The organism is Butyricicoccus sp. AF35-5AC, from assembly GCF_003477715.1.
In the GTDB taxonomy this organism is placed as follows: domain Bacteria; phylum Bacillota; class Clostridia; order Oscillospirales; family Butyricicoccaceae; genus Agathobaculum; species Agathobaculum butyriciproducens.
Genome location: NZ_QUDX01000006.1, coordinates 146,227 through 171,566 on the forward strand (window position 1 = coordinate 146,227; position 25,340 = coordinate 171,566).

Genomic DNA, 25,340 nt, shown 5'->3' on the forward strand with positions numbered 1-25,340 from the left:
GGCGAGAATATGATATGATGATACAAATACTTGAACAGAGGTGAAACTCATGCGCAGAAAAGACAGAGAAATCACCGGTCGAGAGAACATCGAGCCGATCCTGCAGGCCTGCAAGGTCTGCCGCGTCGCCATGACCGGCACGGACGGCTGGCCGTACGTCATTCCGATGAACTTTGGCTACACCTGGGATGAGGACGGACTGACGCTCTACTTTCACGGCGGCGTGAAGGGCAAGAAGATTGATTCGCTGAGGGCCGACCCGCGTATCTGCTTTGAGCTGGACTGCGAGGAGGGTCTGACCGGCGAGGGCGACTTGGCCTGCCGGTACAGCTATGCATTCTCGTCCATCGTGGGGTACGGCAAGGTCGAGTTCGCGGAGGACAATGAGGAGAAACGGCAGGGCTTTGACGTTATCATGCAGCACCAGACCGGCAAGGGCGGCTGGACGTACACGGACGCGGCTCTGTCCGTCACCGAGGTGATGCGCGTGCGCGCGGAGTCGTTTGAGGCCTCGCGCAAGGCGCCGAAGAGATGAGCATGAAGCACATCGGTACCAAAATTCTGGCAGGCGTGCTGGTGGTGCTGCTGGCGGGAGCGGGCGTGCTGATCTGGCGCAATCTGCCGGAGGATGCACCGCGCCTGCAGGAGCCGGAGGAGACCGTTCGGCAGGAGCCGGAGGTGCAGCCGGACACCACAGCGACCCTGTGCGTGGCGGGCGATATTGTGGCGCACATGCCGCTTGTCGCGGATGCGTGGAACGGCGAAGCGTATGATTTTACGCACCTATTTGCGGACGCAAGACCGTATTACGAGGCTGCGGATTACACAACGGCCTGTCTGGAGACCACGTTCAACGGTCCGCCGTATTCGGGCTATCCGCAGTTCTGCGCACCGGATGCGCTGGCCTACGGCCTGAAAACGGTCGGGTTTAACCTGCTCTCCACGGCGAGCAACCACAGCATGGATACTTGGTACAGCGGTCTTGTTCGCACACTGGATGTGCTGGACGCCGCCGGTCTGGAGCACGTCGGCACTTACCGCACACAGCAGGAGCGCGATGCGGTGAAGATCATCGACGTGGGCGGCATCAAACTGGCCATGCTGGCGTACACGTTCAGCACAAACGGTCTGCCGGTGGACAGCGAGCACCCGTACTGCGTCAGCGTCTACACGAGCGACTACATGACCGACTGCAGTGCGGTGGATTACGACCTCATCCAGTCGGATCTGGATAAGGCGGGGCAGTCCGGTGCGGATGCGATCGCCGTGTATGTACACTGGGGAAACGAGTACCACACCGAGCCGTCCGAGCAGCAGGAGCAGCTGGCAGACTACCTGTTTGCGCACGGTGCGACACTGGTGCTCGGCGGGCACGCGCATGTGCCGCAGCCGATGGAGCTGCGGACGCTGCCGGACGGACGCACCGGCTATCTGTGCTACTGTCTCGGCAACCTGATCTCTAATCAGTTTGACCCGTACACCAACCTGACGGCGGCTGTCACGCTGACACTCACCAAAAGCGGCGAGACCGGACAGGTGACGGTTTCCGGCGCGGAGTACGCGCCGATGTTCATGCTGCACGCAAGCGACTCCAACGAGGGACGCTACCGCCTGCTGGATATTCGGAAATCCATGCAGGATTTTGAGCAGGGGGATACGTCGGTTGTAAACCGGTCGGTATATGACCGAATGAAGCAGGGACGTTCCGATCTGCACCGTATCTTCGGCACGGATGAGGTGCTTTCGCTTGCAGCCTAAGAAAACCAGCAGGTTTCCCTGCTGGTTTGAGGCTGTCGAAAAACTCCGTTTTTCGAGCAGCCTCTCGATTGAAACCACGCTTTCAATCGAATCTTGACGAAAAGCCGCGCCCTACGGGCACAATTTTTCGTCCCTTGTATAATTCCCGAGGTACACGCCCCCGGGAATTATGAATTTGCTGTGCAAATTCTATTTTATGCGTGCTGCCGCACGAAAAATAAAAACGATAGATTGACTTTATCGACAGACTGAAACCAGCAGGTTTCCCTGCTGGTTTTTTAACACTTTGGTAACATTTGATTTTCGACACGGTGTTGACTTGCGGACACAACGCTGATAAAATAAGTACCATCCACAGAAAACCGTCCTGCTGAGCACCAAGGAGGAAAATGCTCATGCCCGAAGCCAAAAACAACCGCAGAGTACGCTTTACACGGTCTGCGCTGCGTGAAGCCCTGATTGACCTGATTCTGGAGAAGCCGCTGGTCTCTATCACGGTCAAGGATATCTGCGCGAGAGCGGACATCAACCGCTCGACCTTCTACCTGCATTTCAAGGACGTGACCGACATCCTTCGCACGACCGAGGACGAGATCATCGAGCACATGCACGAGCATGCGCCGATGCACGAACGGGAGTGCCGCGATCTGCAGGAGATCAAGGGATTCTTTATCGACTTTCTGGAGCAGATCCGGAACAATCCGCGCATAATGAAGGTGATTCAGGTGCTGTGCAGCGAGCAGGGAGACCCGTATTTTGTACGCAAGCTGCAGACCATGACGTATGAAGCCTTCCTCGACGGCTGGGATATGCACATGATGCTGGAAATGAGCGAGCAGCGGAAGCTGCTTGTGTTTTCGTATATCATTTCGGGCATGGTATCCATGCTGTCCACCTGGGCGACCAGAGCGCAGGACACGCCGACCGAGCAGGTCGTATCGCTTTTGATGGGGTTGATGTGGCACGGACTGGACTGTTTCGCAGCATCCGACCCAAAAAGTGCTTTTCCGACCGAATAAGCCACTTGACATTTCTATGGGAAGATGGTATATTATAACTGCTTCGTAAATAAGCAATGTTTTCCGTCGATAGCATTGCAGATCGGCCCTTTTCGGTGTATTCCGGGAAGGGTCGATCACTTTTTATATAAAAACTTTGAGGGGGAGAAGGAATTGCACAAACAGGGAGCTTTGCGCGAATTCGGGCACTATGCCGCGATGAACATCCTGGGGATGATCGGCATTTCGTGCTACATTCTCGCGGATACATTTTTTGTCGCACAGGGCACGGGCTCGCTCGGATTGGCGGCGCTCAACATCGCCATACCGGCGTACAACCTGATGAACGGCATCGGCCTGATGCTCGGCGTGGGCGCGGCAACGCAGTACATGATCGCGCGGGCGCAGAACGATCAGAGACAGGCGGACAGCGTATTCACGCACGCGGCGGCACTCGGGCTGCTGCTCGGCGTGCTGTTCCTGCTCGGCGGACTGTGCTTTGCGCAGCCGATCGCGCTGCTGCTCGGCGCGGACGCGCAGACACTCGGCATGACGACAACCTACCTGCGCATGCTGTGGTGCTTCGGGCCGTTCTTTGTGATGAACAACGTGCTGCTGGCGTTTACGCGCAATGACGGTGCGCCGACCGTTGCCATGTGCGGCATGATCGCGGGCAGCCTGTTCAACATCGTGTTCGATTACATTTTCATTTTCCCGTGCGGACTGGGCATGTTCGGTGCGGCGCTTGCGACCGGCTTTTCGCCGTTTGTCAGCATTCTGGTGCTGCTGACGCACCTGCGGAGGCCGTCCCGCGGATTCCATCTTGTCAAAACGCCGCTGCGTGTCAGCCGTGTGCCGAGCCTGTGCGCGCCCGGTCTGTCCTCGCTCATCGGTGAAATCGCCTCCGGCGTGGTGCTGCTGCTGTTCAATCTGGTGCTGCTGCGCCTCAGCGGCAATACCGGCGTGGCGGCTTACGGCGTGGTGGCCAATCTTGCTCTGGTGGGAATCGCTGTCTTTACCGGACTGTGCACCGGCATACAGCCGCTGGTCAGCCGCAGCTCGGGTCTCGGTGACAGGGAACAGATGCGGCGGCTGTTCCGTTGGGGCATCTGCACCGCGCTCGGGATTGCAGCCGTGCTGTGCGTGTCGGTTTTCCTCGGCGCGGAGCCGCTGACGGCGGTGTTCAACAGTGAGCATGACCCGCAGCTTGCCGCCTACGCGGAGAGCGGCCTGCGGATCTACTTCACAGGTTTCCTGTTCGCGGGCGTGAACATGGTCACGGCAGCATTTTTCAGCGCGTCGGATAAGACCGTGCAGGGCTTTGCCATTTCGCTGCTGCGCGGCGTGATTGCTGTGCCGCCGATCCTGTTCCCGCTCGCGTGGGTGCTCGGCGTCGATGGCGTCTGGCTGACGTTCCCGATGGTGGAGCTGGTCACGGCGGTCGCCGCACTTGTCTGGGCGCGGAAGTACATTATTGAGAATTAGTAATTGTGCGAGGCAGGAGTTTTCCTCGAAGGTGCAGATTACTGTAGGGGCGGACCAATGTGTCCGCCCTTTTTTAACAATAATCAATCTGTAAAACTGTATAATGTGCCATAAAACAGCGAAAAAGACGTGCATTGCACGTCTTTCGCTTAACAGGATTTCATCTGTATGGTATAATACTGGTGTTGCCCTACTTATTCCCGGCAACGGGAAGGAGGTGCGCCAAGTGAACTTCACCGTATCGTTAATCTGCTCCATTATGGCAAATGTAATTGCACACTACATTTGCAAGTGGCTGGATGAGCAGAAGTAAGGCAACATCAGCCCCGGCTTAAGCCACCGAAAAACGGAATAGAAAACCCCCGGAGACTGGTACTCTCCGGGGGTTTTCGCCAAGTGAACTAATTCATATCGTTGCTTATAGTATAGCACCGATTGTGAAATAATGCAAGCGTTTATCCTGTTAAACTTACAGCTCTTCCACAAGCGCCTTAAACAGCTTGCCGCGTTCCATGAAATTCTTGAAGCGGTCGAACGACGCGCTGGCCGGACTCATGATAACAACATCGCCGCTTTCTGCGTGGGCAGCGGCCTCCTGCACGGCTGTTTCGAGGTTTTCCACCTCGATAATCGGGGGATGCTCGCCCTCGATATTCTCCACGCACTCACGAATCTTGGGTGCGGTAGCGCCGGTGAGCAGCAGCAGCTTTACATGGTCGCAGATAGGCTTGCCGAGCACGTCATACGGGATATGCTTGTCGTAGCCGCCTGCGATCAGGATGACCTTCTGCTGGAAGGAATTCAGTCCTGCGATGGTTCTCGTCGGACTGGAGGCGATAGAGTCGTTATAATACTTCACGCCGTCCTTCTCGCGCACGAACTCGATGCGATGCTCAACGCCGCCGAACGTGGTCGCCACGGCGCGGATATCGTCGTCAGAGGCGTAGCCCTGCACGACGGCTGCCGCCATCATCATGTTGTACACGTTGTGCGCGCCCGGAATGCGGATATCGGATGCGGGCATCAGCTCACGGCGCACGCCGCCGTCTGCGATGTAGATAACGTCGTCCTTGAGGAACACGCCGTTGGCCAGCTCCTGCGTTTTGCTGGTGCAGAACAGGTTGCCGGATGCCTTGAGCGAACGCGTCACCTCATCGTCGAGATTGAGGATCAGCTTATCGTTCTCACCCTGATTGCGATAAATGGCAGTCTTGGCCTGCACATACTCGTCAAAATCCTTGTGGTAGTCCAGATGATTGGGCGTCAGATTGGTGATCGCCGCAATGTGCGGAGAGTGTTTCATGCCCATCAGCTGGAACGAGGACAGCTCGACAACGGCAAGGTCGTTTTCGGTCATCGTGTCCACGCGGGGGAGCAGGGGCGTGCCGATATTGCCGCCGAGATGCACGGTATAGCCCGCGTGCTTCAAAATCTCGCTGACGAGCGTGGTGGTCGTGGTCTTGCCGTCCGAGCCGGTGATGCCGATGATCGGACACGGGCAGACCGCGAAGAAAAGCTCCATCTCGCTGGTGATCTCCGAGCCGTTTGCGCGCGCCTTCTCAAGAAAACGCGGGTGAACGCCCGGGGTACGGAAGATAACGTCCTCATCGAGCGCATCAAGGTAATGCGGGCCGAGAACGAAGTCTACGCCGAGGGTAGCGAGGGTAGCATAGCCGTCGCCAAGCTCGGTGGGTTCTTTTTTGTCATGCACGGTAACGCGCACGCCTGCAGCGCGCAGCATACGGATGAGCGGCATATTGCTCACGCCCGCGCCGATTACGCCGACCCGCTTATCCGACAGGCCGCCGAGGTATTGTTCTAATGCTGTCATAAATGCGTAACACCGCCTTTGTACGAGGAACAGTATACATGATTTTTCACGATTTTGCAAGTCCGGTTTGACGGCAGGCGATTTTTACGGTATAATGCTATTTATGACTGGTGCAGACGGTCGCGTGCCTTCGGGCATGAGGAAAGTCCGGGCTGCACAGGGCAAGGATAACGGATAACGTCCGCCGAGGGTGACCTTAGGAATAGTGCAACAGAGATATACCGCTGTTTTATGTCCGCATAAGGCAGTAAGGGTGGAAAGGCGAGGTAAGAGCTCACCACGTCCCATGGCAACATGGGAGGTCTGTAAACTCTATCCGCAGCAACGCCGACTGGGACCATGATTGGCCCGATCGTCCCGACTGGCGGCTTGAGATGCACGGCAACGTGCATTCGAGATAGATGACCGTCCACGACAGAACCCGGCTTACGCACCAGTCATGCCATAGCACCGCAGATTTTTCTGCGGTGCTTTTCTTTTACCTTCTGCAGATTCTGCAGAAATGGAGAATGGAAAATTAACGCTATCGTGTAACCTTCTTCATGTATTTCCATAAAAACTGCCGTTGCATTTTGTCGCTTTTTCCATATTCTGCGCCGAAAAAATTTGTTATACTTGAGGCAGGATAGGGAGGTGCATTTTATGAAAGGACTGGGAAAACGAATCCTCGTGATGGCGGCTGTGACGGCGGTCTGTGTGTGGGCGGCGGGCAAATCGAGTTACGCGGTAAAACCGTACCGACTGGATGAGGACACGCTTGCACAGCAGGTGCAGATGCTCAAGGAGAACAATCTGACGATGTTTTCCGGTGTAACGATATACGATGGTATCGTGATCGGTGACACAGCGTATTATGTAATGACGCAGGAGGGCATCGAGCAGGAACGCTTTCTGGGCGAAATGACTGCGAAACGCAGCTGGCTCGGTACATGGAAATTTTACAGTATGGGCAGCGGCAATTCCGGCATTAACTACGATATCATCGGCTGCGGCGGACACGATTTTCTGCTGCTGAGCGGCAAGGACCCGGAACAGCAGGTCGCAAAGGTGACGCTCAACTGGTATGGACAGACCTATGAGATGACGAATGAGAGTGCAAAGCCATATTTTCTGCTCTGCACCGAGCTGACCGGATACATGCCGGATGAGTTGCTCCCGTCGGAGGATATGTTCCGTTTTTACGACAAAAACGGCAAGGAGATTCCGCGCTGGTACGATTCATACAGCGGCTCGATGGATGGTTCAAGTATTGCGGTCGCACAGGGCAGCATTTACAAGGCGGAATAGACAAGGAGCACCTGCGGTCGGCAGGTGCTTTCTTTTGATACCGAGATTGAATGGTTTGCGGGCGAACACTGTTCGCCCCTGCGGTAAAGCCGGCGATTACTCGACGCAGCGCAGACGGAACTCGCGCAAGGATAGCGACAATTCCTAACTGCTAATTCCGAATTACTGATGATCCGAACTTGCTTACAGCTATATAAATGTGTTATAATAAAATTTAATTGGACAAACACAAGGGGAGGAACCACTGTTATGATGATCGAATGTCCGCACTGTCATATGGAAACCGAACACAAGGTGATCGACCATATCAATATCGACCGAAATCCCGAGCTGCGGGCAAAGGTACAGGATCTGTCTGTCTTTCGTGTAAAATGTCCAAACTGCGGCGAGACACTGCTCGCCGTACACCCGTGCCTGTACCATGACATGGCAAACCAGTTTATGGTATGGCTGTGGACCGAGGACGGTCAGGTTCCCAAGGCGGAGTTCGATCCGCTGGCAGGCTACACCCTGCGCGTGACCGACAGCCTCAACACCTTCCGTGAGAAGATCAACATCCTCGAGCGCGGTCTGGACGACCGTACCATCGAGATCATGAAGCTGCTGCTGTTCGCACAGCTGAACCGCGACCTCGATGTTGTCGAGTTGCTCTTCCACGAGCTGGATGAGCGCACGGGCGATTTCCGCTTCGTGGCCGTGCTTTCCGACGGCGCGGAGCAGTATGCCGCCATGCCGGGCGCGGCGTATCAGCGCCTGCACGCGGATGTGGAAACCTATCTGTATACGCCGGGCGGCGAGTTCTCGCGCATTGATATGATGTGGGCGCATCAGGCACTCGAGCTGCTGCATGAAATGGGCTGACGGTTTACCTTCTCCGCAGGGCATAAAAAAGGATGTGCCGTTTTGACACATCCTTAGATTTTTTCATTCTCAGCCGATAAGCAGCTGCACCAGCGTACCGCCGATCACGGCGGTGGCAAACGTTGCCGCGATGACCGGCAGGGCACGATGACGGCCTTCCTTCTCCTCGAGCAGAACGATGTAGCCGAAGCCGGCACCGGTGGAAAGACCGGCAACCAGAGCGCCGAAGCTGATCGTGCCGCCGACAAACAGCTCGCTGAGCAGCACGCTCATCGCACAGCTCGGGATCAGACCGAGCACCGCGCACAGCAGAGGCTGGAAGATGCTGTTGGTCAGCATGAGGGAAGCGACACGCTCCTCACCGATGCCGTGCACGACCATGTTGAGCGCGAACAGCACGACAAACAGGAAGATGGTGGTCTTGATGGTGTGGGACAGGATGTTCGCCACCGGCGAGGTCTCACAGCCGCAGTCGCCCATCTCGATCTCGAGCGGGCCGTCGGTTCCGGCTTTGTGCTTACGGAACACGGTGCAGCGCAGAATATAGCCGCCGATGACCGCGATCGCAAACTTGACCACGAGCAGCAGCACCACCTGCTGTACGCTTGCGCCGCCTGCCAGCATGATGGGCACCGCCTCATCCGAGGTGGCAAGGAACACGGCAACCAGCGTTGCCGGTGCAAGAAAGCCTGCCGAGAACAGCGCGGACGCTGCCGCGGAAAATCCGCACTGGGGGATGGAGCCGGCGAGCGCGCCGACCACCGGACCGAACTGCGCCGCACGCGAGAGCAGCTCCGGCGTATTGGTCAGCCGGTTTTCAATGTAGTACAGCAGTGCGTACACGACCAGCAGCAGCGGTACGGTCTTGAGTACATCGAAAAATGCTTCCGGCAGAACGTGATGGATAATTTCTAACAAATAGGTCACCTCATAGTTGATCTGTGGGTTGATAACATTCGTGTTGTCTCAGGGACAATTATAATAAGTATAGCATAGAACCCAGTCCGCAGGCAAGCGGGATTTGCCGGACTGCATACCAAAGATAGCAAAAGGAATCGAATATTTACCATGAAATTTAACGAACTCAAGTTGGAGAAAAACATCCTCAAGGCACTGAAGGAGGCCGGCTATTCCGAGCCGACGCCCATTCAGCAGCAGGCGATCCCGCCGGTGCTCGAGGGCCGCGACCTGATGGGCTGCGCCCAGACCGGCACGGGCAAGACCTGTGCGTTCTCGGTGCCGATCATCCAGCGTCTGGCAAAGAGCGAGGGCGGAAAGGGAACCATCCGTGCGCTCATCCTCACGCCGACGCGCGAGCTTGCTCTGCAGATTTACGAAAACGTGTGCCAGTACGCGCGCTACATGCCGTGCAGTGCGGCGGTCATCTTCGGCGGCGTATCGCAGGTGCCGCAGGTCGAGGCAATCGAACGCGGTGTGGACATTCTCATTGCTACGCCGGGCCGTCTGTGGGATCTGATGGGCCAGAAGATCGTAAAGCTGGACAAGGTAGAGTTTTTCGTGCTCGACGAGGCCGACCGTATGCTGGACATGGGCTTCTTCCCGGATGTCAAGCGCATCGTGAAATTCCTGCCGAAAAAGCGCCAGACCCTGCTGTTCTCGGCTACCATTCCGGCGGAGATCGCTGATCTGGCAGAGAAAATGCTGCATGAGCCGGAGCATATCTCGGTAACGCCGAGCGCAAAACCGGCGGACAAGATCGAGCAGCAGCTTTATTTTGTAGAAAAGCAGGAAAAGCGGGAACTTCTGCCGGATATCATCCGTCAAAGCAATGTACACCAGGTTCTGGTGTTCACCCGCACCAAGCACGGCGCAGACAGGGTCGCGCGCGACCTCAACCGTGCGGGCATCAAGACCAAGTCCATCCACGGCGACAAGTCGCAGAATCAGCGCCAGCGTGCGCTCGCGGACTTTAAGGAGTGCAAGATTGCGGTTCTGGTTGCGACCGACATTGCCGCGCGCGGCATCGACATCAACGACCTGCCGCTCGTTATCAACTTTGACCTGCCGAACATTCCGGAAACCTATGTGCACCGTATCGGCCGCACCGGCCGTGCCGGTCAGGAGGGCACCGCGATTTCCTTCTGCGACCGCTCCGAGCGTCCGTACCTCAAGGATATCGAAAAGCTGATCGGCAAGCGCATTCCGGTTGCCGGTGAGATTCCGCACGAGGAAAAGGAGGAGGAGAAGCGCGAGTCCGGTCAGCGCAAGACCGCGAACAAGCGCAGCCGCTGCAAGCCGGTCTCCGAGAACGCCACCGCCGAGGAGGTCGCCGCAGACGCTGCCCGCGAGAAGGAAGCCAAAAAGAAGGCGCGTCAGGCGAGAGCGAATGCCAAGCGTCCGTCCCGCCGCGAGAAGGCTGCCGAGAAGCAGACCGAGCAGCAGGCGAAGGCAGCCGCGCCGCGCTCCCGCAAGGGCAGAAACGACCGAAACGATAGAAATGATTCGAGCCGCAGAGGCCGCCGGAACGACCCGTACGCCCGCTTCGAGAAGAACGAGCCGCGCGTAGACGCCCACACGCCGAGCCGCGCGTATGCGCTCAGCGATGAGGCTGCCGCACGCATCCGCAGAAAGGTCGAGGTCGCACTGGCCGCTCGTGCCGCAAAGGCGGATGGCAAGGCCGCTCCGCAGCAGGAGAAGAAGGGCAGGGGACACGGCAGCAGGTCTGCGCAGAAGCCCGCACCGCAGCAGAACAAGACGGCACAGAGCAAGACGACGAACCATCGTCATAGACGCCGTCGTACCCCGAACAGCAACCGCAAGGGTTAAGAAGTTGCTGTCATAACCATTGCACACCGCCTGAACGGCTTTTTTGCCAGCATACTGCGTTGTTTTCCCTTGCAATCCGTCAGGATTCCTGCGGAAAAACGCCTTGTCTGCTGACAAAAAATCTCGTTCATCCGGCGCACTCTGGCTATGAAAGCAACTTCAGCGATAGAGACAAACCTGAACCGTATCCCGCGGTTCCCGGATTGAGAGAGAAGGAGCAACACGAATGAACGGCGCAAAACACCGCTTCGCACTGGGACTGACCTGCTTTTTTCTGATCGGCATCACGGTTGTGTATCCGTTTCTGCTGTACACACCGAACGCGTTCGTCACTCGCTGGCGTGAGTGGTACATCGAAACCGCAATGGGCACCATGACGCACCAGTGGCTGGCCACCTGGTTTATCCCGGAGGATATCATCAACGAGGTGATGACCAAGCGCTACCTGATGAACCAGAAGCAGGAGGGCATCGTCAGCAACTGGGACGGCGCATGGGAGGAGAAGGACACCGCCGAAACACCGAAGGACAAATTCTATGCCATGTTCAGTGAGCTGAACGAGAGCGAATTTGAGAGCTTTCTGGCGGATAATCCGGAGTATCTGGAAAACGGCTATGACCAGATCAACATCGATCTGATCGGTGAGCCGAGCCAGACGCATTACAACACCGGCCTCAAGACCAGGCAGGGCGACACGGTGTTGGCGGTCAACGCCGAGCACGGCATTCTGATCGTCGAGCAGACCGGCGAGGACACGCTCGGCATGGAGTACGCGGGCAAGATCGCGCTCTGCAAAAAGCCTGAGAATATCTTTGTCGGCACGAGCGAGGGCCTTGGCGATTACGGCTCGTTCGTATCCGATATGGTGAGAGATTATGACGCCATTCTGGGCATCAACGCCTCCGGCTTTGCCGATTTTGACGGCAACGGCACGGGCGGCACCGTGTACGGCTTCCTGAAAAGCCAGGGAGAGAAGTATCAGGACGCAGTAGGCGACGGCTGGAAGATCATCGGCTTTGACAACGAGGATCATCTGCAGGTCGGTGCGTTCAACGATACCTCCAGTCTGCGCGACGCGGTGGAGTTTCACCCGGCGCTCATCATCAACGGCGAGAATCTGGTCGCAGGCACCGGCCTGAACGAGCAGCAGCCGCGCACGGCCATCGGTCAGGCGAAGGACGGCACGGTTATCATGATGGTCATTGACGGCCGTCAGATGCACTCGTTCGGCATTTCGATCGAGCGCTGCGGCGAGATCATGGAGCAGTATGGCGCGTATCAGGCGTCCATGCTGGACGGCGGCTCGTCCTCCGTTATGGTCTATCGCGGCCGCGAGATTACCAGTCCGACTACGCTTTCCCAGAATGAGGAAGGCCGTTATCTGCCGGATGCATTCCTGGTGAAATAAAAATTATCACGATTTCGGAAAAAACACTTGTATTTTCCGCCATTGCATGATAAAATAAATAAGCGCCTGTGAGACAGGCGCGATACGGAGAAGTATCGAAGTGGTCATAACGAGCTCGACTCGAAATCGAGTTGGCGGTAACACGCCACGTGGGTTCGAATCCCACCTTCTCCGCCAAAATACAGACCATCCATTTGGATGGTCTGTATTTTTTTGCGGCAGAGAAGGTGGAATTTGAAAGGCGGCTCTTGGCAATGTGCCGGTGGCACTCTGCAACCGCCGTGGCTTTTCCGCAGAAAAGGAATCCCACCTTCTCCGCCGGAAGGCTGGGTGGGATTTGAAAGGCGGCTCTTGGCAATGTGCCGGTGGCACTCTGCAACCGCCGTGGCTTTTCCGCAGAAAAGGAATCCCACCTTCTCCGCCGGAAGGCTGGGTGGGATTTGAAAGGCGGCTCTTGGCAATGTGCCGGTGGCACTCTGCAACCGCCGTGGGTGCCCGTAGGCCGACAACCTCTAAAATATTTAATGGTTGCTTTCCGCAGAAAAGGAATCCTACCTTCTCCGCCGGCAGGGCAGGTGAGATTCGAACTCACCTGAAAAATTTTCCTCAATCAACAAAATTTTTTCTCCGCACAGCAAATTTTCTATCATGTAAATCACCGCAAAAGCCGCGAAAAAGTTCGATATTTCACCGATTTTACCGACAATTCACGGTGTTTGAAAATTTCTCAAATTTTTTCGCAAATTTTGTTGACAAAGGGGGATACCCCTGCTATAATATATCTTGTCGCTGAGAGACAAGCGGTTCACCGCGAGAGATCAATGCGAGTGTGCTGGAACTGGTAGACAGGCACGTTTGAGGGGCGTGTGTCGATCGACGTACGGGTTCAAGTCCCGTCACTCGCACCACCTTCTTTCAACAACAAAATATGCGGATGTGGCGGAATGGCAGACGCGCTAGCTTCAGGTGCTAGTGTTCGCAAGGACGTGGGGGTTCAAGTCCCCCCATCCGCACCAAGTGAAAGAGCTGAAATATTTTGATTTCAGCTCTTTTTCTATACATTTTAGAATATTTAGTTTTATGATGTAATTTGTGAAAAACTGCTGTCTAATACCGGTGTCTAATACTTTGCACGACCTGTGATTTCACACTAAATTCTTTGCGCTAACATTAGCATTGTATTAGACAAGTTTCAGCACCTTTCCCATAGCCGCCGCCGTTTCCTTTTTCGCTTCCTCATCGGTGTGTACGTAGATATTCAGCGTGGTCGTTACATCGGAGTGACCGAGGAATTCCTGAATCTGTTTAATATTCACTCCCTGCGCCAGAAGCAGGCTTCCTGCGGTATGGCGCAAATCGTGGAACCGAATTTCCGGCAGGCCGTACTTTCCGGAAAACCCGCCGGAGCAGGGAAGCGGTGGTCTGATACCTTGTCTAACAGATTGTCTGCCACAGTATCCAATTCCACAGAATGCACCAAAACGAAGCCGACAGAACACGGATTTTCTGTATTGACACCTGCTCAAACCGTGGTACAATTATAACAGAAAAAGCAGAGTAGAGCACAATGCGTTAAGTGCCGCTGAAACGGGGAGTTGTTCGGCGGACGAAAGGGAGCCTTTTCCTTGCGGTATTGTGGTCGCATCCCGCTGCTGCAACTGTTTAGGCACTTTCCTAAATCGCTGTGGCAACAGATGAATTTGATTAGGAGGTGTCTTTTTCTATGTCTAAAACTCCGAATATCTTTGTCCGCTCGCTGCGTGAGCTGAGGTCCACCCGCTGTCTGGCGGTCACGGCGCTGCTCATTGCGATCAACGTCACGCTGGATCTGCTCGGTCTGTCGATCAAGCTGCCGCCCAACCTGCGTATCGGCTTCGGCTTCCTGTGCAATGCGTCGATCGGCATGCTGTTCGGCCCGGTCGTCGGCATGATGGCCGGCGTGTGCACCGACGTGCTCGGCTACTTTGCGGGCAACCTGTCCATGGGCGCGTATTTCCCGGGCTATACGCTGACAGCCGTTGTTGGCGGTCTGATCTGGGGTCTGTGGCTGTATCCGCGCAAGATCACAGTATGGCGTGCCATCGGCGCAAAGACCTGCATCAACCTGTTCTGCAATATCTGCCTGAACACCCTGTGGCTGACCGTCACCGGCGGCAAGGCGATGAGCGTGCTGCTCGTTACGCGCGTGCCGAAAAACCTTATTCTGCTGCCGATCGAGATCGTGCTGGTCTACTTCGGCATGAAGCTGGTCAACCGTATCTATGGCGCGCTGCCGAATGGAAAGACCGCTGCGGAAAACTCTTGAGTAAGGGCGGAGAGGAACCTGTCTCCACCTGATAACAGTCCCCCGGCTCTGTCGCTTGACAAAGCCGGGGGATATGCTATAATAAAGTCAAAGGGACACTGTTACAGCAGTCAGGCCCTTGTACTTTCATCAGTTAAATTTTGATGACCGTTTCGGGTACCAGCCGGACGGTCATCGCGCTTTTATACAGAAAATGTACAGTACAATGACCGCACATACAAAAAGCTGAAATGCTTTCTTCTGCACTTGCGCCACCTCCTTCCTGCCGCGGACTGCGGGAAAGGAAAAGAGGGTCTGACCGCCTTATGTAACAGTATCCGCAATGATTATAGCATATAACACCGAATAAAGTCAATCAGCCGCCTTTTCGGGCGGTTTTTGTTTTATTTGAAAACATTGGCAGCATGCTTTCAGCTTTTTGTGAATAATTCTGTTTTTCCCTATGCAAACGGCTGATTTTTTGTTATACTATATATGATTGGAGAAGAACGGTACAGTCCGTTCGCTGAAAGGGAGTGACCTCTTTATGAAACTTACAAAAGAGAGTATTAAACATAACGTGGCATGGAAGGGTTATCGTCTGCCGCAGTACGACATTGACGCCGTGCGCGAAAACACCCACAAGGCACCGACTTGGCTGCATTTCGGCGCCGGAAACCTGTTCCGTGCTTTCCCGGCTGTACTGGCGCAGCGCCTGCTGACCGCCGGTCTGTCCGACACCGGCATTATCTGCTGCGACGGCTACGATGAGGAGCTGATCGACCGCTGCTACCGCGCCTGCGATCATCTGTCGCTGGTTGTCACCCTGTATTCCAACGGCACGATCAACAAGGAAGTGGTTGCGTCCGTTACCGAAAGCCTCAAGCTGAGCGAGGACATGCTGCGCCTGAAGGACATTTTCCTAGCGCCGAGCCTGCAGATGATCAGCTTTACGCTGACCGAGAAGGGCTATATCATCCAGGACGACACCCGCGAGTTCCTGCCGGACTACAAGCACGACCGCGAGAACGGTCCGGAAGGCTGCCAGTCCTTCTTCGGCAAGCTGACCGCGCTGTGCCTCGAGCGCTGCCGCGCCGGTCTGTCTCCGCTGGCGCTCGTTTCGCTGGATAACTGCTCGGATAACGGCACCCGTCTGGAGCGTGCTGTCCGTCACATGGCACGCGCATGGCAGCGTGGCGGCTTCATCACCGAGGATGAGTATTACTTCCTGCTCAAGAAGAATACCTTCCCGCTGTCCATGATTGATAAGATTACCCCGCATCCGGATAACCGCATCGCAGACAAGCTGGCGGCTGACGGTCTGGAGAACGCAAAGCCGTTCGTAACCGAAAAGGGCACGCACGCGGCTGTTTACGTCAACTCCGAAAGCCCGCACTATCTGCTCATCGAGAACGCATTCCCGAACGGTCATCCGGCTCTCGAGCAGTGCGGCGTTATCATCACCCGCCGCGACATCGTTGAGAAGTCTGCGATGATGAAGGTAAGCACCTGCATGAACCCGATGGATACCGCCCTCGGCGTATTCGGCTGCATGCTCGGCTACACCCGCATCAGCGACGAGATGAAGGACACCGAGCTGGTCAACCTCATCACGCGCCTGAGCGAGCAGGAGGCAATGCCGATGGTAGCCGACCCGGGCGTTATCGACCCGGAGGCATTCCTGCACGAGGTTCTCGGCGAACGTTATCCGAACCCGTTCCTGCAGGATTCCCCGCAGCGTACCGCAACCGATACCTCGCGTAAGATTGCGCCGCGCTTCGGTACTACGCTGTACGCTTACTATAACTCCATGCTGCCCGCACACCGTGCTACCAAGCTGATTTACATTCCGCTGGTACTGGCCGGCTGGCTGCGCTATCTGGAAGGCGTGGACGATAACGGCAGCGAGTTTACCCTCAGCCCCGACCCGAATATCGAGCATGTCCGCGCGCTGATGGGCAACCCGAAGCTGGGCGACGACGTAAGCGAGGCTCAGCTGTACCCGTTGCTGGCAAACCGCTACTACTTCGGTGTCAACCTGTTTGAGATCGGCGTAGGCGAGACCGTTGTCCGCATGTTTGGCGAGATGAACCGCGGCCCGCACGCTGTCCGCGAGACGCTGCAGAAGTACTGCGGCGAGGAGCAGGAGCAGGAGTGGATTTTCTCTTAATTACCGGAAAACCGTAAGACAAAAGGCGAACCGTAAGGTTCGCCTTTTTGTATGCAGATAAAACAAAAACCGCCGCAAAAGGCGGTTGATTGACAAGGTATTGCAATATATGCTATACTCAGAATGTCAACAACGATGTGAAACAGGTTGTTCCTCCCAACATAAGGGAGGTGATGACATGGTCACTTATTCCGATCTGTTCCAGTTCGGTCTTCTGATCGTTGCTATCATCAGTCTATGTCTGAAACATAGAAGATAACCGCCCCTAAAAAGGAGCGGCGTTTCCTCAATTAACCAAGTTTTTTAGGAACGACCGCTCTTGCCAGAGAGCCATCGTTGTTGATACAATTATAACGCAGTGCCCCGGTTTTGTCAAGCGACAGAGCCGGGGCACTGTTATTCAGTTATCCGTTAACAAGGGTTACAATACCTTTCCAAAGAGCGTAAAGCAAGTCCTCGAATGACGCCTGCGGGTTATGAATGGCAATCCATACAAAGCCCGCCGTTAAAAGGACAGTCACTACGATTATCACCCAGAAACAATACCATCTCTGTTTAGGTGTCATATGATTTCCCTCCTCAGTCATAACGGCATTTTTCCCCTCGGGGAGTTTACGGCTTATATCTATATATTAACAGATATTCACGGTTTGCAAAGGGATTTTGCACAGAAGCCGGTGCATTATTTTTGTCCGGCGGCAACCCGTAATCCCGGTGCATACCTCAGCCATTTCCCGCTTTTGAGCCGCAGGAAGAAGCAGATCGACCGGCACAGCCAGTCACCGATCATGGCAATCCAGATGCCGATCGCGCCCATGCCGAAGTGCACCGCGAGAATATATCCCGCGACAAGCCGCAGTCCCAGCATGGAGATAATCGAGCACACCATCGGATATCTTACGTCATTCGCTGCACGCAGGATATTCGGCATGGCAAACGAGGTCGGCCACAGGAAGATCGCGCAGCCGTTGTGAATCATAATCAGCGTCATGCCGAGCGCAAGCGCCTCTGCGGACACGCTGTAAATCTTGAGAATGAGCGGCGTGCACGCAATCGTGACAAGGCAGGTGCTGGCGGTAACGGCGTAGGTGATCATCATCAGCTTTTTCGCCATGCGGCGCGTCTGCGGCTCATCGCCCGAGCCGATGCACTGCCCGATAACGGTTATCATCGCCAGACTCATCGCCTGACCCGGAATGACGGCTACAGCGTCCAGATTGTTCGCCAGCGCATTCGCGGTAATCTGCGTCGTGCCGAACAGCGAGATCATGCTCACGACGAGCACGCGGCCAAGCTGAAACAGGCTGTTTTCCAGTCCGTTCGGCACACCAATCTGCAGAATGCGGCGGATAAGCTCCTTATCCGGTCGAAACCGCTGTCCGCGCCGCAGGGAGACCGTGTGCTCGGGGTTCAGCAGCAGAATCGTGATAGCGGCAGCCGCCGTGCCGCGCGACAGCACGGACGAAAGCGCTGCGCCTCCGACGCCCCACTTGAACACGAAAATGAACAGCGAGTTGCCGATGAGGTTGACGATGTTGATCAGTCCCGCAATCAGCATGGAGATACGCGAGTTGCCTTGTGCGCGGAACAGCGCCGCACCGGCGTTGTAAATCGCGAGAACAGGGTAGGAGAACACGCTGACCGTCAGGTAGGTGAGCGCGCTCTGCATCACGTCGTCCTCGATCGTGCCGAACAGCAGCCGCAGCAGCGGTGCGCGGAACAGCATGACGAGCGCCGAGATGATCAGCGCAATGACCGTGACGACTAAGTACAGCTGCTTGGAGGCGTCGCATGCACGGTCGTTTTTTCTCGCGCCGAGCAGCTGTGCGACCACGACCGCACCGCCGGTCGCCAGTGCGGAAAAGATGTTGATGATGAGCACGTTGAGCATATCGACCAGCGATACGCCGGAAACCGCCGCTTCACCGACCGAGGAGACCATCATCGTGTCGGCCAGACCGACCGTGATGGCGAGCACCTGCTCGATAACGAGCGGAAAAATCAGCTTTTTGAGTGCAGCATTGGGAAATAACTCTTTACTCGTAAAAAATACACCTCGAATCAGAGAATAACGCGGTACGCCTCGATCAGCCGTTCGAGCGACCAAGCGGCGTTCGCCGGACTGGTGGAGGGCAGCTGCGTGATGGGTACGCCGGTTTTCGGCTCGATCAGCCTGCGGTACAGCTGCGCCGACTTGCCGCCGGTGGCAAAAATGCGCGTAATTTTGCTCTCGCGGAGCAGGCGGCCTATGTCGTTCGGCTCGGCGTTGCGGATAGACGTGTCGGACGCGCCCGCAATATCGCATTTGGCGATGGTATCCCACAGTGCCACATGATGCCGTAGGCACATCGCACGCTTGTCCTCGATGGAGACCGGCACCTCCTCGCCAAGCACAGCCGCCAGCACGCGCCAGAACCGGTTCTGCGGGTGGCCGTAAAAGAATCCGACCTCGCGGGATTTCGGGCTTGGAATCGAGCCGAGCAGCAGCACGCGCGACTCGCTGTCGTACAGCGGCGGAATGGTGTGAATGATGGTTTGCAGTTGCATGGATCAGTCCTCCAGTACGGAAACAAAGCTGCGGAACGCGCTTGGCAGCGCGTAAGCGTCGCGCAGCTCGGCGGGTGTGACAAAGGTGAGAGCGGGTGCAGGTGCGTCCAGTTCGACATACACGCCGTTCATGTGCCACTCCACATGGGTGAAAATATGCTTGTCAGGCCGCAGAGAGAGCAGCTTTCGCACGCTCCAGCCCATTTCGGTGAGCACCGCGCGCAGCTCGTCCGGCGAGAGATGACCATCGAGCGACGGCAGCTCCCACAGACCGGCGAGCAGACCCTTTTTGGGTCTCTGCCGCAGACCGACCAGTTCGCCGCAGCGCACAAGGAGCACGGTGCGGTTTTCCACTCTCCGCGCCTTTTTCGCCGCACGGAGCGGCAGCACAGCCGCGTTCCCGCGGTGAAAGCCCTCGCAGAGATGCTGAATCGGGCAGTCGTCACAGCGCGGTGCGCCGTTCGGCAGACAGACCGTTGCACCGAGTTCCATCAGCGACTGGTTGAGGTCGCCGGGGCGGTCGGACGGCATGAGTGCGGCGAACCGCTCGCGCGTCTGCTTTTTGAATTTGGCGTCCGTGATCGGCGTGAAATCGTTATCCAGCCGCGCCGCCACACGCAGAACATTGCCGTCCACCGCCGGAACAGGCAGCCCGAACGCGATAGACGCCACCGCGCCTGCCGTATATTCACCGACACCGGGCAGAGAGAGCAGTTTATCGTAGTCGGCGGGCAGTTCGCCGCCGTATTGCTCGCACAGCAGGACCGCTGCACGGTGCAGGTTGCGCACGCGGCTGTAGTAGCCGAGCCCCTCCCAGAGCTTGGTGTAAACGGCCTCGTCCGCCGCCGCGAGAGCGGGAATATTGGGCAGCGCGTTCATCCAACGGGAAAAATAGCCGCGCACGGCCTCCACGCGCGTCTGCTGCAGCATGATCTCGCTCACCCAGACGCGGTAGGGAGTAGGCTCAGACCGCCACGGCAGGTCGCGGTGACCGGCGTCATACCAGTCCAGCAGCGGCTGCACGATGGCCTTGCTTACCCCGCTCAATATTTCATGTCATCCAGCGTAGCGCCGGTGTAGAACATGGTGAAGGTCGCGTCGGCAATGTGCTTGCCCTCGTCGTCGTGCACCTCGACCATGTAGACCGACACCTTGCGGCCGCGCTTGCGCTCGTACGCCACAGCGGTCAGCTTTTTGCCGCAGCGGCCCGGACGGTAGTAGTGGATGGTGCTGTCGAGCGTGACAGCCACCGTGCCCTGAGACGCTGCCGCAGAGCCTGCCGCAATGTCGCACAGCGTGAAGATCGTGCCGCCGTGCGCCATGCCGAGCGGATTGAGCAGCTCGGGGGTCAGGTCAAGCTCTACGGTTGCGCCGCCGTCCTTGTCGAGCGTCACAACGTGCATGTGCATCAGTTTGTTTAAGCCGCCGGCTTCCTGCCGCAGCTTGAGGATTTCTTCGATGGTCAAGGTTAGGACTCCTTTATCATTATATAATCTTTTGATAAACGATGGTTTTTCGCCTTTGAGGCGAACGGTTCTTGCCTACGCGGCAGGCGCACAAGAGGGTAGACACCAAGGTTTCTACCCTCTTGAGAATCACCCATTTCCTTAGAGGGCACGGCGCAGATTGCCGACATGTGACCGCTGCGAAGCAGGGGAACGGCAGAGGATTTTTTCTTCCGCAGAGACGCACTGCGTGCGCTCATGTATCCGCATATTCGCAGTGTCGGATACCTTTCTGCTACACAGACCAGCTACTCTACGCAGGCGCGACATACCCGTGTCGCGCAATTCGTGAGCGCGTTATGATAGACAGGGCCTACGCAGGATAACTTGCACCAAACGCTTAATTCGCAGGTGCCGTGCGGTATAACGTGTTAAAGAGTTGCGCAACACGGGTATGTTGCGCCTGCGTTGACTAAACCGCCTGTGTAGCAGTACGCTGTCTGACACTGCGAATCGGTTGCGAAAGATACGGAAGAAAAAATCCTCTGCTGTACCCCTTTTCGTAGCGGTCACATATAGGAAATCTGCGCCAGACTAAGAAATAAAGGGAAACGGGAGTTAAGAGGGGAGAAACCGTAGGTGTCTACCCTCTTGCCCTGCCGCGGGGCGCGGCACGTTCCCGTCGTCCGCAGACGGCGAATCCCCCCGCTGAGGTTCAGCGAAAAACTCCCGCCCGTCAGGGGCGAACCCGCTAACGCAGTTCGAGTACCCCGTTCAGCCGGTGCAGAAAAAACTCCCGCCCGTCAGGGGCGAACACGCTAACGCAGTTCGCGTGCCCCGGTCAGCCGGTGCTGAAAAAACTCCCGCCCGTCAGGGGCGAACCGCCTGCGCAGTTCGCGTGCCCCGGTCAGCCAGTGCTGAAAAAATTCCCGCCCGTCAGGGGCGAACCGCCTGCGCAGTTCGCGTGCCCCGGTCAGCCGGTGCTGAAAAAACTCCCGCCCGTCAGGGACGAACCCGCTTACGCAGTTCGGGTGCACCGCTCAATCGGTGCAGGATAGCAGGTGAAATCTGCGATACTACTCTATTTTATTATAAAATGCACCCGCTCCTGCGTCAAGCGCAACCGTCCGGCGAAGCCTGACGAATTTTTCTAACAACCGTCGGATTACACAATCCCCAATATGTAGTTACCAATCGGAAACAGGACAACAAAATGCAGGGAAAAGTGCCGGAAACCCAAAGCGAGCCTGTCGAAATGCGTCGAATATGACTGTTTTCTGTACTTTACAAACGGTAATACAGCGAGTATAATATGAATATATATTTTATAGTTGTGCCTTCTGCGGCACAACGCAGACGGAGAATGTTGGAATGAGTGATTTTTCGCGCACGCTTGCGCTTCTGCGACGGGAAAAGAAAATAAGTCAAAGAGCGGCAGCGGGCGACCTCGGCGTTTCGCAGGCGCTTCTCAGCCACTATGAGAACGGACTACGTGAACCCGGTCTGTCTTTTGTCGTGCGTGCGGCGGATTATTACGGCGTGTCCTGTGACTACCTGCTCGGCCGTTCGATGGCGCGTGACGGCTCTGCTGTGCCTGCCGAGCGCATGGAGGGCACGGACACCGAGACGGAGCACAGCCGGATCGTGCAGGCGACAGCCCTGCTGCTGCAGGTTGCCGAATCACTCGAGAGCAAGCAGCTTTCGCACGAGATCGAGTCGTATTTCGCGGTTGCAATCTACAAGGTGTACCGCTATCTCTACATGGCCGACCCGGCCGGGGTGGATGCGGTGTTCCGCGCGCCGCAGGATCGCTTCGAGTACCTGTGCGATGCCCGCATGAAGGAGCATGAGCTGAAAATCCGTCTGGCGGCCAACGGCGAGGAAGGCTGCGGTCTGACGCAGGAGAATATCCGGCGGATGCCGCTCGCCCCGAGCGAGATTGCACGGCGTTATCCGGATTTGTCGAGCGCACTGCTGACTGTTCTGCAGCAGGTGTCGGATTCGATCGACCGGAAAAATAAAATGCAATAATTTCGGACAAACCTATTGACAAATACACCGGCGTGAGGTATACTAAACAAGTCGCTGAGACAAGACGACTTGATGAAATGCTGGTGTAGCTCAGTTGGTAGAGCAGCTGATTTGTAATCAGCAGGTCGGGGGTTCAAGTCCGTCCACCAGCTCCAATCAAGCTGGTAACTGAATATGGAAGGTTTCCCGAGTGGCCAAAGGGAACAGACTGTAAATCTGTCGTCTATGACTTCGGTGGTTCGAATCCACCACCTTCCACCAAAGCGAAAAGACATTCCAAAAGGAATGTCTTTTTTGCTTTGGTGAAAGGCAGGTGGCGGATTCGAAAGGTGGCTCTTAGAAACAGCCCGGTGGGCTGTTTCAACCACCGTGGCTTCCGTCGCAACGGAAGCGAATCCACCACCGGACGGGTCGGCACGCGTGTAGCAGTGCGGTTAGGGGACTGCACCAGACGCTCAAGTTAGGCACGCGCCTTAAACGGAGCGCCGGCTCTTAGAAACGTGCCGGTGGCACGTTTCAACCGGCGTGGCTTTGCCGCAGCAAAGCGAATCCACCACCGGACGGGTCGGCACGCGTGTGGCAGTGCGGTTAGGGGACTGCACCAGACGCTCAAGTTAGGCACACACCCTAAACGAAGCGCCGGCTCTTAGAAACGTGCCGGTGGCACGTTTCAACCGGCGTGGCTTCCGTCGCAACGGAAGCGAATCCACCACCGGACGGGTCGGCACGCGTGTGGCAGTGCGGTTAGGGGACTGCACCAGACGCTCAAGTTAGGCACGCGCCATATACGAAGGAATGCAAAACAGGCACGCGCCTAATTCGAAGGAAAGAGCGCTCGTTCGATAGCGAAATCAACCTGCACAGGCTATTTGCAACGATATATTGCCGTTTGCAACGTTATCGCGTAGGGGCGCACAGTGTGCGCCCGAGCAGCGCAAAATCATACGGGGCGTGGGCGAACAATGTTCGCCCCTACGGGATAGATTGTACAGACCGAAAAATATTTTCCTGAGTTGACCATTCGTGGTCAATTTTTTCCTCAATTCAGCATATAGGTGAGGGCAGAACCATTGCCGGTCAGGGTGAATGCAGCAGCGCATCGGCGGGAGTGAGAACCAATCGGCGGCGACCTGAGCCGATGAAGCTGCTCCATCGAACAGAGCAAAACCAGCCTTGTTGGGTATCAACAGGGCTTATTCCCATGCCCATCGTTTTTTCTCGCCCGGAAAACGCGATTTCTCGTCCGGAAAACGGCATTTCTCGTCCGGAAAATCCACAGAGCAGAGAAGAGCAGAGGACAGAACAGAAGAGCAGAGAAGAGAAGAGAAGAGCATAGCAGAGAACAGCAGAGCAGAAACAAAATTGAGAATGGAGAATGATTCTGACTGACCTGACCCTGACTGACGAAAAGAGATTTTCTAAATTGCTTTCTACAAATAAAAAGGACCTCCGGTAAAACCGGAAGTCCTTGATCTATCGTTTTGGTAACGAGATTACTTAGCCATGGAAGCAACTTCTGCTGCGAAGTCGTCAACCTTCTTCTCGATGCCCTCGCCCTTCTCGAAACGAACGCACTTTACGAGCTTGATCTCGCCGCCCAGCTCCTTGGCAACAGCCTTGATGTGAGCCTCAACGGAAACCTTGTTCTCCTTAACGAAAGCCTGCTGCAGGAGGCAGTTCTCCTCGTAGTACTTGCCGATACGGCCGTCTACCATCTTGTGGATGATCTGCTCCGGCTTCGGCTTAGCAGCGGTCTTGTTCTCCTCGAGAGCCTGGATCAGGAGGATCTCCTTCTCCTTAGCCAGAGTAGCTTCGTCAACGTCGGACTTGTCCAGGAAGGACGGGTTCATAGCAGCAGCCTGCATGCCGATGTCCTTGCCCAGCTCCTTAACAGCAGCGTTGTCCTTCAGGCCCTCGGAAACTTCCAGACCAACCAGAACGCCGATTACGCCGCCCATGTGGTTGTAAGCAACGTTAACGGTGGAGTCGTCGAAACGCTCGAAACGACGGATCTGCAGGTTCTCGCCGATGGTCAGAACCTTCTCCTGCAGAGCGTCCTGAACGGTGCCTTCGCCCATCTTGCAAGCCTTGAGAGCCTCAACGTCAGCCGGAGCGTCCTTGATAACAACGTTAGCAACGTCGGAAACGAACTGCTGGAAGTCAGCGTTCTTAGCAACGAAGTCGGTCTCGGAGTTTACCTCGATGATTGCGCCTACGCCGCACTCATCACATACGGTAGCCTTGACCAGACCCTCAGCAGCGATGCGGTCTGCCTTCTTGGCAGCCTTAGCCAGGCCCTTCTCACGGAGCAGCTCGATAGCCTTGTCGAAGTCGCCGTCGGCCTCGGTCAGTGCCTTCTTGCAGTCCATCATGCCTACGCTGGTCATTTCGCGGAGCTTCTTTACGTCAGCAGCGGTAAAAGCCATTTTATTATTCCTCCAATTTATG

Annotated in this window: 20 protein-coding genes, 5 tRNA genes, 1 other RNA gene and 1 riboswitch; of the genes, 18 read left to right on the forward strand and 8 right to left on the reverse strand. The window is 56.2% G+C overall.

What is annotated here, in order from left to right:
* The first annotated feature begins 49 nt into the window (after window positions 1-49).
* The 4 genes from DWZ82_RS09580 (at window position 50) to DWZ82_RS09595 (ending at window position 4,241) form a co-directional block, all read left to right on the forward strand.
* Window positions 50-535: a pyridoxamine 5'-phosphate oxidase family protein gene (locus DWZ82_RS09580; protein WP_118480440.1), complete on the forward strand. Its 486-nt coding sequence runs from the start codon at window positions 50-52 to the stop codon at window positions 533-535.
* Window positions 536-537: 2 nt separating this feature from the next.
* Window positions 538-1,758, forward strand: a complete 1,221-nt coding sequence (locus DWZ82_RS09585; protein ID WP_158575167.1) for a CapA family protein — start codon at window positions 538-540, stop codon at window positions 1,756-1,758.
* A gap of 395 nt (window positions 1,759-2,153) precedes the next feature.
* A complete protein-coding gene (locus DWZ82_RS09590) occupies window positions 2,154-2,777 on the forward strand; it encodes a TetR/AcrR family transcriptional regulator (RefSeq protein ID WP_158575169.1) in 624 nt (207 codons plus the stop codon).
* 153 nt (window positions 2,778-2,930) lie between these two features.
* Window positions 2,931-4,241: an MATE family efflux transporter gene (locus tag DWZ82_RS09595; protein WP_243022923.1), complete on the forward strand. Its 1,311-nt coding sequence runs from the start codon at window positions 2,931-2,933 to the stop codon at window positions 4,239-4,241.
* A 469-nt stretch (window positions 4,242-4,710) separates the two neighbouring features.
* Here DWZ82_RS09595 and murD read toward each other — a convergent pair whose 3' ends face one another.
* On the reverse strand, window positions 4,711-6,072 hold the full coding sequence (murD, locus tag DWZ82_RS09600; protein WP_118480446.1) for a UDP-N-acetylmuramoyl-L-alanine--D-glutamate ligase: 1,362 nt from the start codon (window positions 6,070-6,072) through the stop codon (window positions 4,711-4,713).
* A 104-nt stretch (window positions 6,073-6,176) separates the two neighbouring features.
* Here murD and rnpB point away from each other — a divergent pair.
* From rnpB to DWZ82_RS09615, 3 genes are all read left to right on the forward strand, one after another.
* Window positions 6,177-6,516, forward strand: an RNA gene (gene rnpB, locus DWZ82_RS09605) — RNase P RNA component class A.
* 198 nt (window positions 6,517-6,714) lie between these two features.
* Window positions 6,715-7,359: a hypothetical protein gene (locus DWZ82_RS09610; RefSeq protein ID WP_118480448.1), complete on the forward strand. Its 645-nt coding sequence runs from the start codon at window positions 6,715-6,717 to the stop codon at window positions 7,357-7,359.
* 249 nt (window positions 7,360-7,608) lie between these two features.
* Complete coding sequence (locus tag DWZ82_RS09615; RefSeq protein WP_158575171.1) at window positions 7,609-8,220, forward strand: CpXC domain-containing protein; 612 nt, start codon at window positions 7,609-7,611, stop codon at window positions 8,218-8,220.
* 69 nt (window positions 8,221-8,289) lie between these two features.
* Here the strand turns inward: DWZ82_RS09615 and DWZ82_RS09620 are convergent, their stop codons facing one another.
* Window positions 8,290-9,138, reverse strand: a complete 849-nt coding sequence (locus tag DWZ82_RS09620) for a putative manganese transporter (protein WP_147356922.1) — start codon at window positions 9,136-9,138, stop codon at window positions 8,290-8,292.
* A gap of 150 nt (window positions 9,139-9,288) precedes the next feature.
* Between DWZ82_RS09620 and DWZ82_RS09625 the strand changes: the two genes are divergently transcribed.
* From DWZ82_RS09625 to DWZ82_RS09645, 5 genes are all read left to right on the forward strand, one after another.
* Window positions 9,289-11,007: a DEAD/DEAH box helicase gene (locus DWZ82_RS09625; RefSeq protein WP_118480454.1), complete on the forward strand. Its 1,719-nt coding sequence runs from the start codon at window positions 9,289-9,291 to the stop codon at window positions 11,005-11,007.
* 226 nt (window positions 11,008-11,233) lie between these two features.
* The gene (locus tag DWZ82_RS09630) at window positions 11,234-12,415 is read left to right on the forward strand and encodes a phosphodiester glycosidase family protein (RefSeq protein WP_118480456.1); all 1,182 of its coding nucleotides are present in this window, start codon (window positions 11,234-11,236) and stop codon (window positions 12,413-12,415) included.
* A gap of 86 nt (window positions 12,416-12,501) precedes the next feature.
* A tRNA-Ser gene (locus DWZ82_RS09635) sits at window positions 12,502-12,592 on the forward strand.
* 646 nt (window positions 12,593-13,238) lie between these two features.
* Window positions 13,239-13,323, forward strand: a tRNA-Leu gene (locus DWZ82_RS09640).
* Between the two features lie 22 nt (window positions 13,324-13,345).
* A tRNA-Leu gene (locus tag DWZ82_RS09645) sits at window positions 13,346-13,431 on the forward strand.
* 165 nt (window positions 13,432-13,596) lie between these two features.
* Here the strand turns inward: DWZ82_RS09645 and DWZ82_RS15860 are convergent.
* A complete protein-coding gene (locus DWZ82_RS15860) occupies window positions 13,597-13,914 on the reverse strand; it encodes a site-specific integrase (protein ID WP_270476840.1) in 318 nt (105 codons plus the stop codon).
* 52 nt (window positions 13,915-13,966) lie between these two features.
* A riboswitch (THF riboswitch) is annotated at window positions 13,967-14,069 on the forward strand.
* A gap of 69 nt (window positions 14,070-14,138) precedes the next feature.
* Here DWZ82_RS15860 and DWZ82_RS09655 point away from each other — a divergent pair.
* From DWZ82_RS09655 to DWZ82_RS16060, 3 genes are all read left to right on the forward strand, one after another.
* Window positions 14,139-14,720, forward strand: coding sequence for a folate family ECF transporter S component (locus DWZ82_RS09655; RefSeq protein ID WP_118285340.1), 582 nt, complete (start codon window positions 14,139-14,141; stop codon window positions 14,718-14,720).
* Between the two features lie 526 nt (window positions 14,721-15,246).
* The gene (locus tag DWZ82_RS09660) at window positions 15,247-16,869 is read left to right on the forward strand and encodes a mannitol dehydrogenase family protein (RefSeq protein WP_118360451.1); all 1,623 of its coding nucleotides are present in this window, start codon (window positions 15,247-15,249) and stop codon (window positions 16,867-16,869) included.
* Between the two features lie 178 nt (window positions 16,870-17,047).
* Window positions 17,048-17,128 (forward strand): putative holin-like toxin, encoded by an 81-nt coding sequence (locus DWZ82_RS16060; RefSeq protein WP_407926634.1) that lies wholly within the window; start codon window positions 17,048-17,050, stop codon window positions 17,126-17,128.
* A 423-nt stretch (window positions 17,129-17,551) separates the two neighbouring features.
* Here DWZ82_RS16060 and DWZ82_RS09665 read toward each other — a convergent pair whose 3' ends face one another.
* The 4 genes from DWZ82_RS09665 to DWZ82_RS09680 are packed head-to-tail and all read right to left on the reverse strand — an operon-like array spanning window position 17,552 to window position 20,882.
* Window positions 17,552-18,976 carry an MATE family efflux transporter gene (locus DWZ82_RS09665; protein ID WP_442861228.1) on the reverse strand — a complete coding sequence of 475 codons (1,425 nt, stop codon included), beginning with the start codon at window positions 18,974-18,976 and terminating at the stop codon, window positions 17,552-17,554.
* Window positions 18,931-19,416 (reverse strand): DNA-deoxyinosine glycosylase, encoded by a 486-nt coding sequence (locus DWZ82_RS09670; protein WP_118360453.1) that lies wholly within the window; start codon window positions 19,414-19,416, stop codon window positions 18,931-18,933. The genes DWZ82_RS09665 and DWZ82_RS09670 overlap by 46 nt, the downstream gene beginning before the upstream one ends.
* A gap of 3 nt (window positions 19,417-19,419) precedes the next feature.
* Complete coding sequence (locus DWZ82_RS09675; RefSeq protein WP_199667448.1) at window positions 19,420-20,463, reverse strand: A/G-specific adenine glycosylase; 1,044 nt, start codon at window positions 20,461-20,463, stop codon at window positions 19,420-19,422.
* Window positions 20,460-20,882, reverse strand: coding sequence for a PaaI family thioesterase (locus DWZ82_RS09680; protein ID WP_110436509.1), 423 nt, complete (start codon window positions 20,880-20,882; stop codon window positions 20,460-20,462). The genes DWZ82_RS09675 and DWZ82_RS09680 overlap by 4 nt, the downstream gene beginning before the upstream one ends.
* 1,350 nt (window positions 20,883-22,232) lie before the next feature.
* Between DWZ82_RS09680 and DWZ82_RS09685 the strand changes: the two genes are divergently transcribed.
* From DWZ82_RS09685 to DWZ82_RS09695, 3 genes are all read left to right on the forward strand, one after another.
* Window positions 22,233-22,892 carry a helix-turn-helix domain-containing protein gene (locus DWZ82_RS09685; RefSeq protein WP_118480460.1) on the forward strand — a complete coding sequence of 220 codons (660 nt, stop codon included), beginning with the start codon at window positions 22,233-22,235 and terminating at the stop codon, window positions 22,890-22,892.
* Between the two features lie 79 nt (window positions 22,893-22,971).
* A tRNA-Thr gene (locus DWZ82_RS09690) sits at window positions 22,972-23,047 on the forward strand.
* Between the two features lie 21 nt (window positions 23,048-23,068).
* Window positions 23,069-23,153, forward strand: a tRNA-Tyr gene (locus DWZ82_RS09695).
* Between the two features lie 1,232 nt (window positions 23,154-24,385).
* On the opposite strand, the gene tsf is transcribed toward DWZ82_RS09695, so the two are convergent.
* A complete protein-coding gene (gene tsf, locus DWZ82_RS09700; protein WP_118480462.1) occupies window positions 24,386-25,318 on the reverse strand; it encodes a translation elongation factor Ts in 933 nt (310 codons plus the stop codon).
* Between the last annotated feature and the right edge of the window lie 22 nt (window positions 25,319-25,340).

Excerpts from the sequence above, each read along its gene's own strand:
- DWZ82_RS09615 (WP_158575171.1), top strand. The coding sequence starts at position 7,609 with ATGATGATCGAATGTCCGCACTGTCATATGGAAACCGAACACAAGGTG.
- DWZ82_RS09625 (WP_118480454.1), top strand. The coding sequence starts at position 9,289 with ATGAAATTTAACGAACTCAAGTTGGAGAAAAACATCCTCAAGGCACTG.
- DWZ82_RS09655 (WP_118285340.1), top strand. The coding sequence starts at position 14,139 with ATGTCTAAAACTCCGAATATCTTTGTCCGCTCGCTGCGTGAGCTGAGG.
- DWZ82_RS09670 (WP_118360453.1), bottom strand. The coding sequence starts at position 19,416 with ATGCAACTGCAAACCATCATTCACACCATTCCGCCGCTGTACGACAGC.
- DWZ82_RS09590 (WP_158575169.1), top strand. The coding sequence starts at position 2,154 with ATGCCCGAAGCCAAAAACAACCGCAGAGTACGCTTTACACGGTCTGCG.
- DWZ82_RS09580 (WP_118480440.1), top strand. The coding sequence starts at position 50 with ATGCGCAGAAAAGACAGAGAAATCACCGGTCGAGAGAACATCGAGCCG.
- DWZ82_RS09660 (WP_118360451.1), top strand. The coding sequence starts at position 15,247 with ATGAAACTTACAAAAGAGAGTATTAAACATAACGTGGCATGGAAGGGT.
- DWZ82_RS09610 (WP_118480448.1), top strand. The coding sequence starts at position 6,715 with ATGAAAGGACTGGGAAAACGAATCCTCGTGATGGCGGCTGTGACGGCG.
- tsf (WP_118480462.1), bottom strand. The coding sequence starts at position 25,318 with ATGGCTTTTACCGCTGCTGACGTAAAGAAGCTCCGCGAAATGACCAGC.
- murD (WP_118480446.1), bottom strand. The coding sequence starts at position 6,072 with ATGACAGCATTAGAACAATACCTCGGCGGCCTGTCGGATAAGCGGGTC.
- DWZ82_RS09630 (WP_118480456.1), top strand. The coding sequence starts at position 11,234 with ATGAACGGCGCAAAACACCGCTTCGCACTGGGACTGACCTGCTTTTTT.
- DWZ82_RS09685 (WP_118480460.1), top strand. The coding sequence starts at position 22,233 with ATGAGTGATTTTTCGCGCACGCTTGCGCTTCTGCGACGGGAAAAGAAA.
- DWZ82_RS16060 (WP_407926634.1), top strand. The coding sequence starts at position 17,048 with ATGGTCACTTATTCCGATCTGTTCCAGTTCGGTCTTCTGATCGTTGCT.
- DWZ82_RS09585 (WP_158575167.1), top strand. The coding sequence starts at position 538 with ATGAAGCACATCGGTACCAAAATTCTGGCAGGCGTGCTGGTGGTGCTG.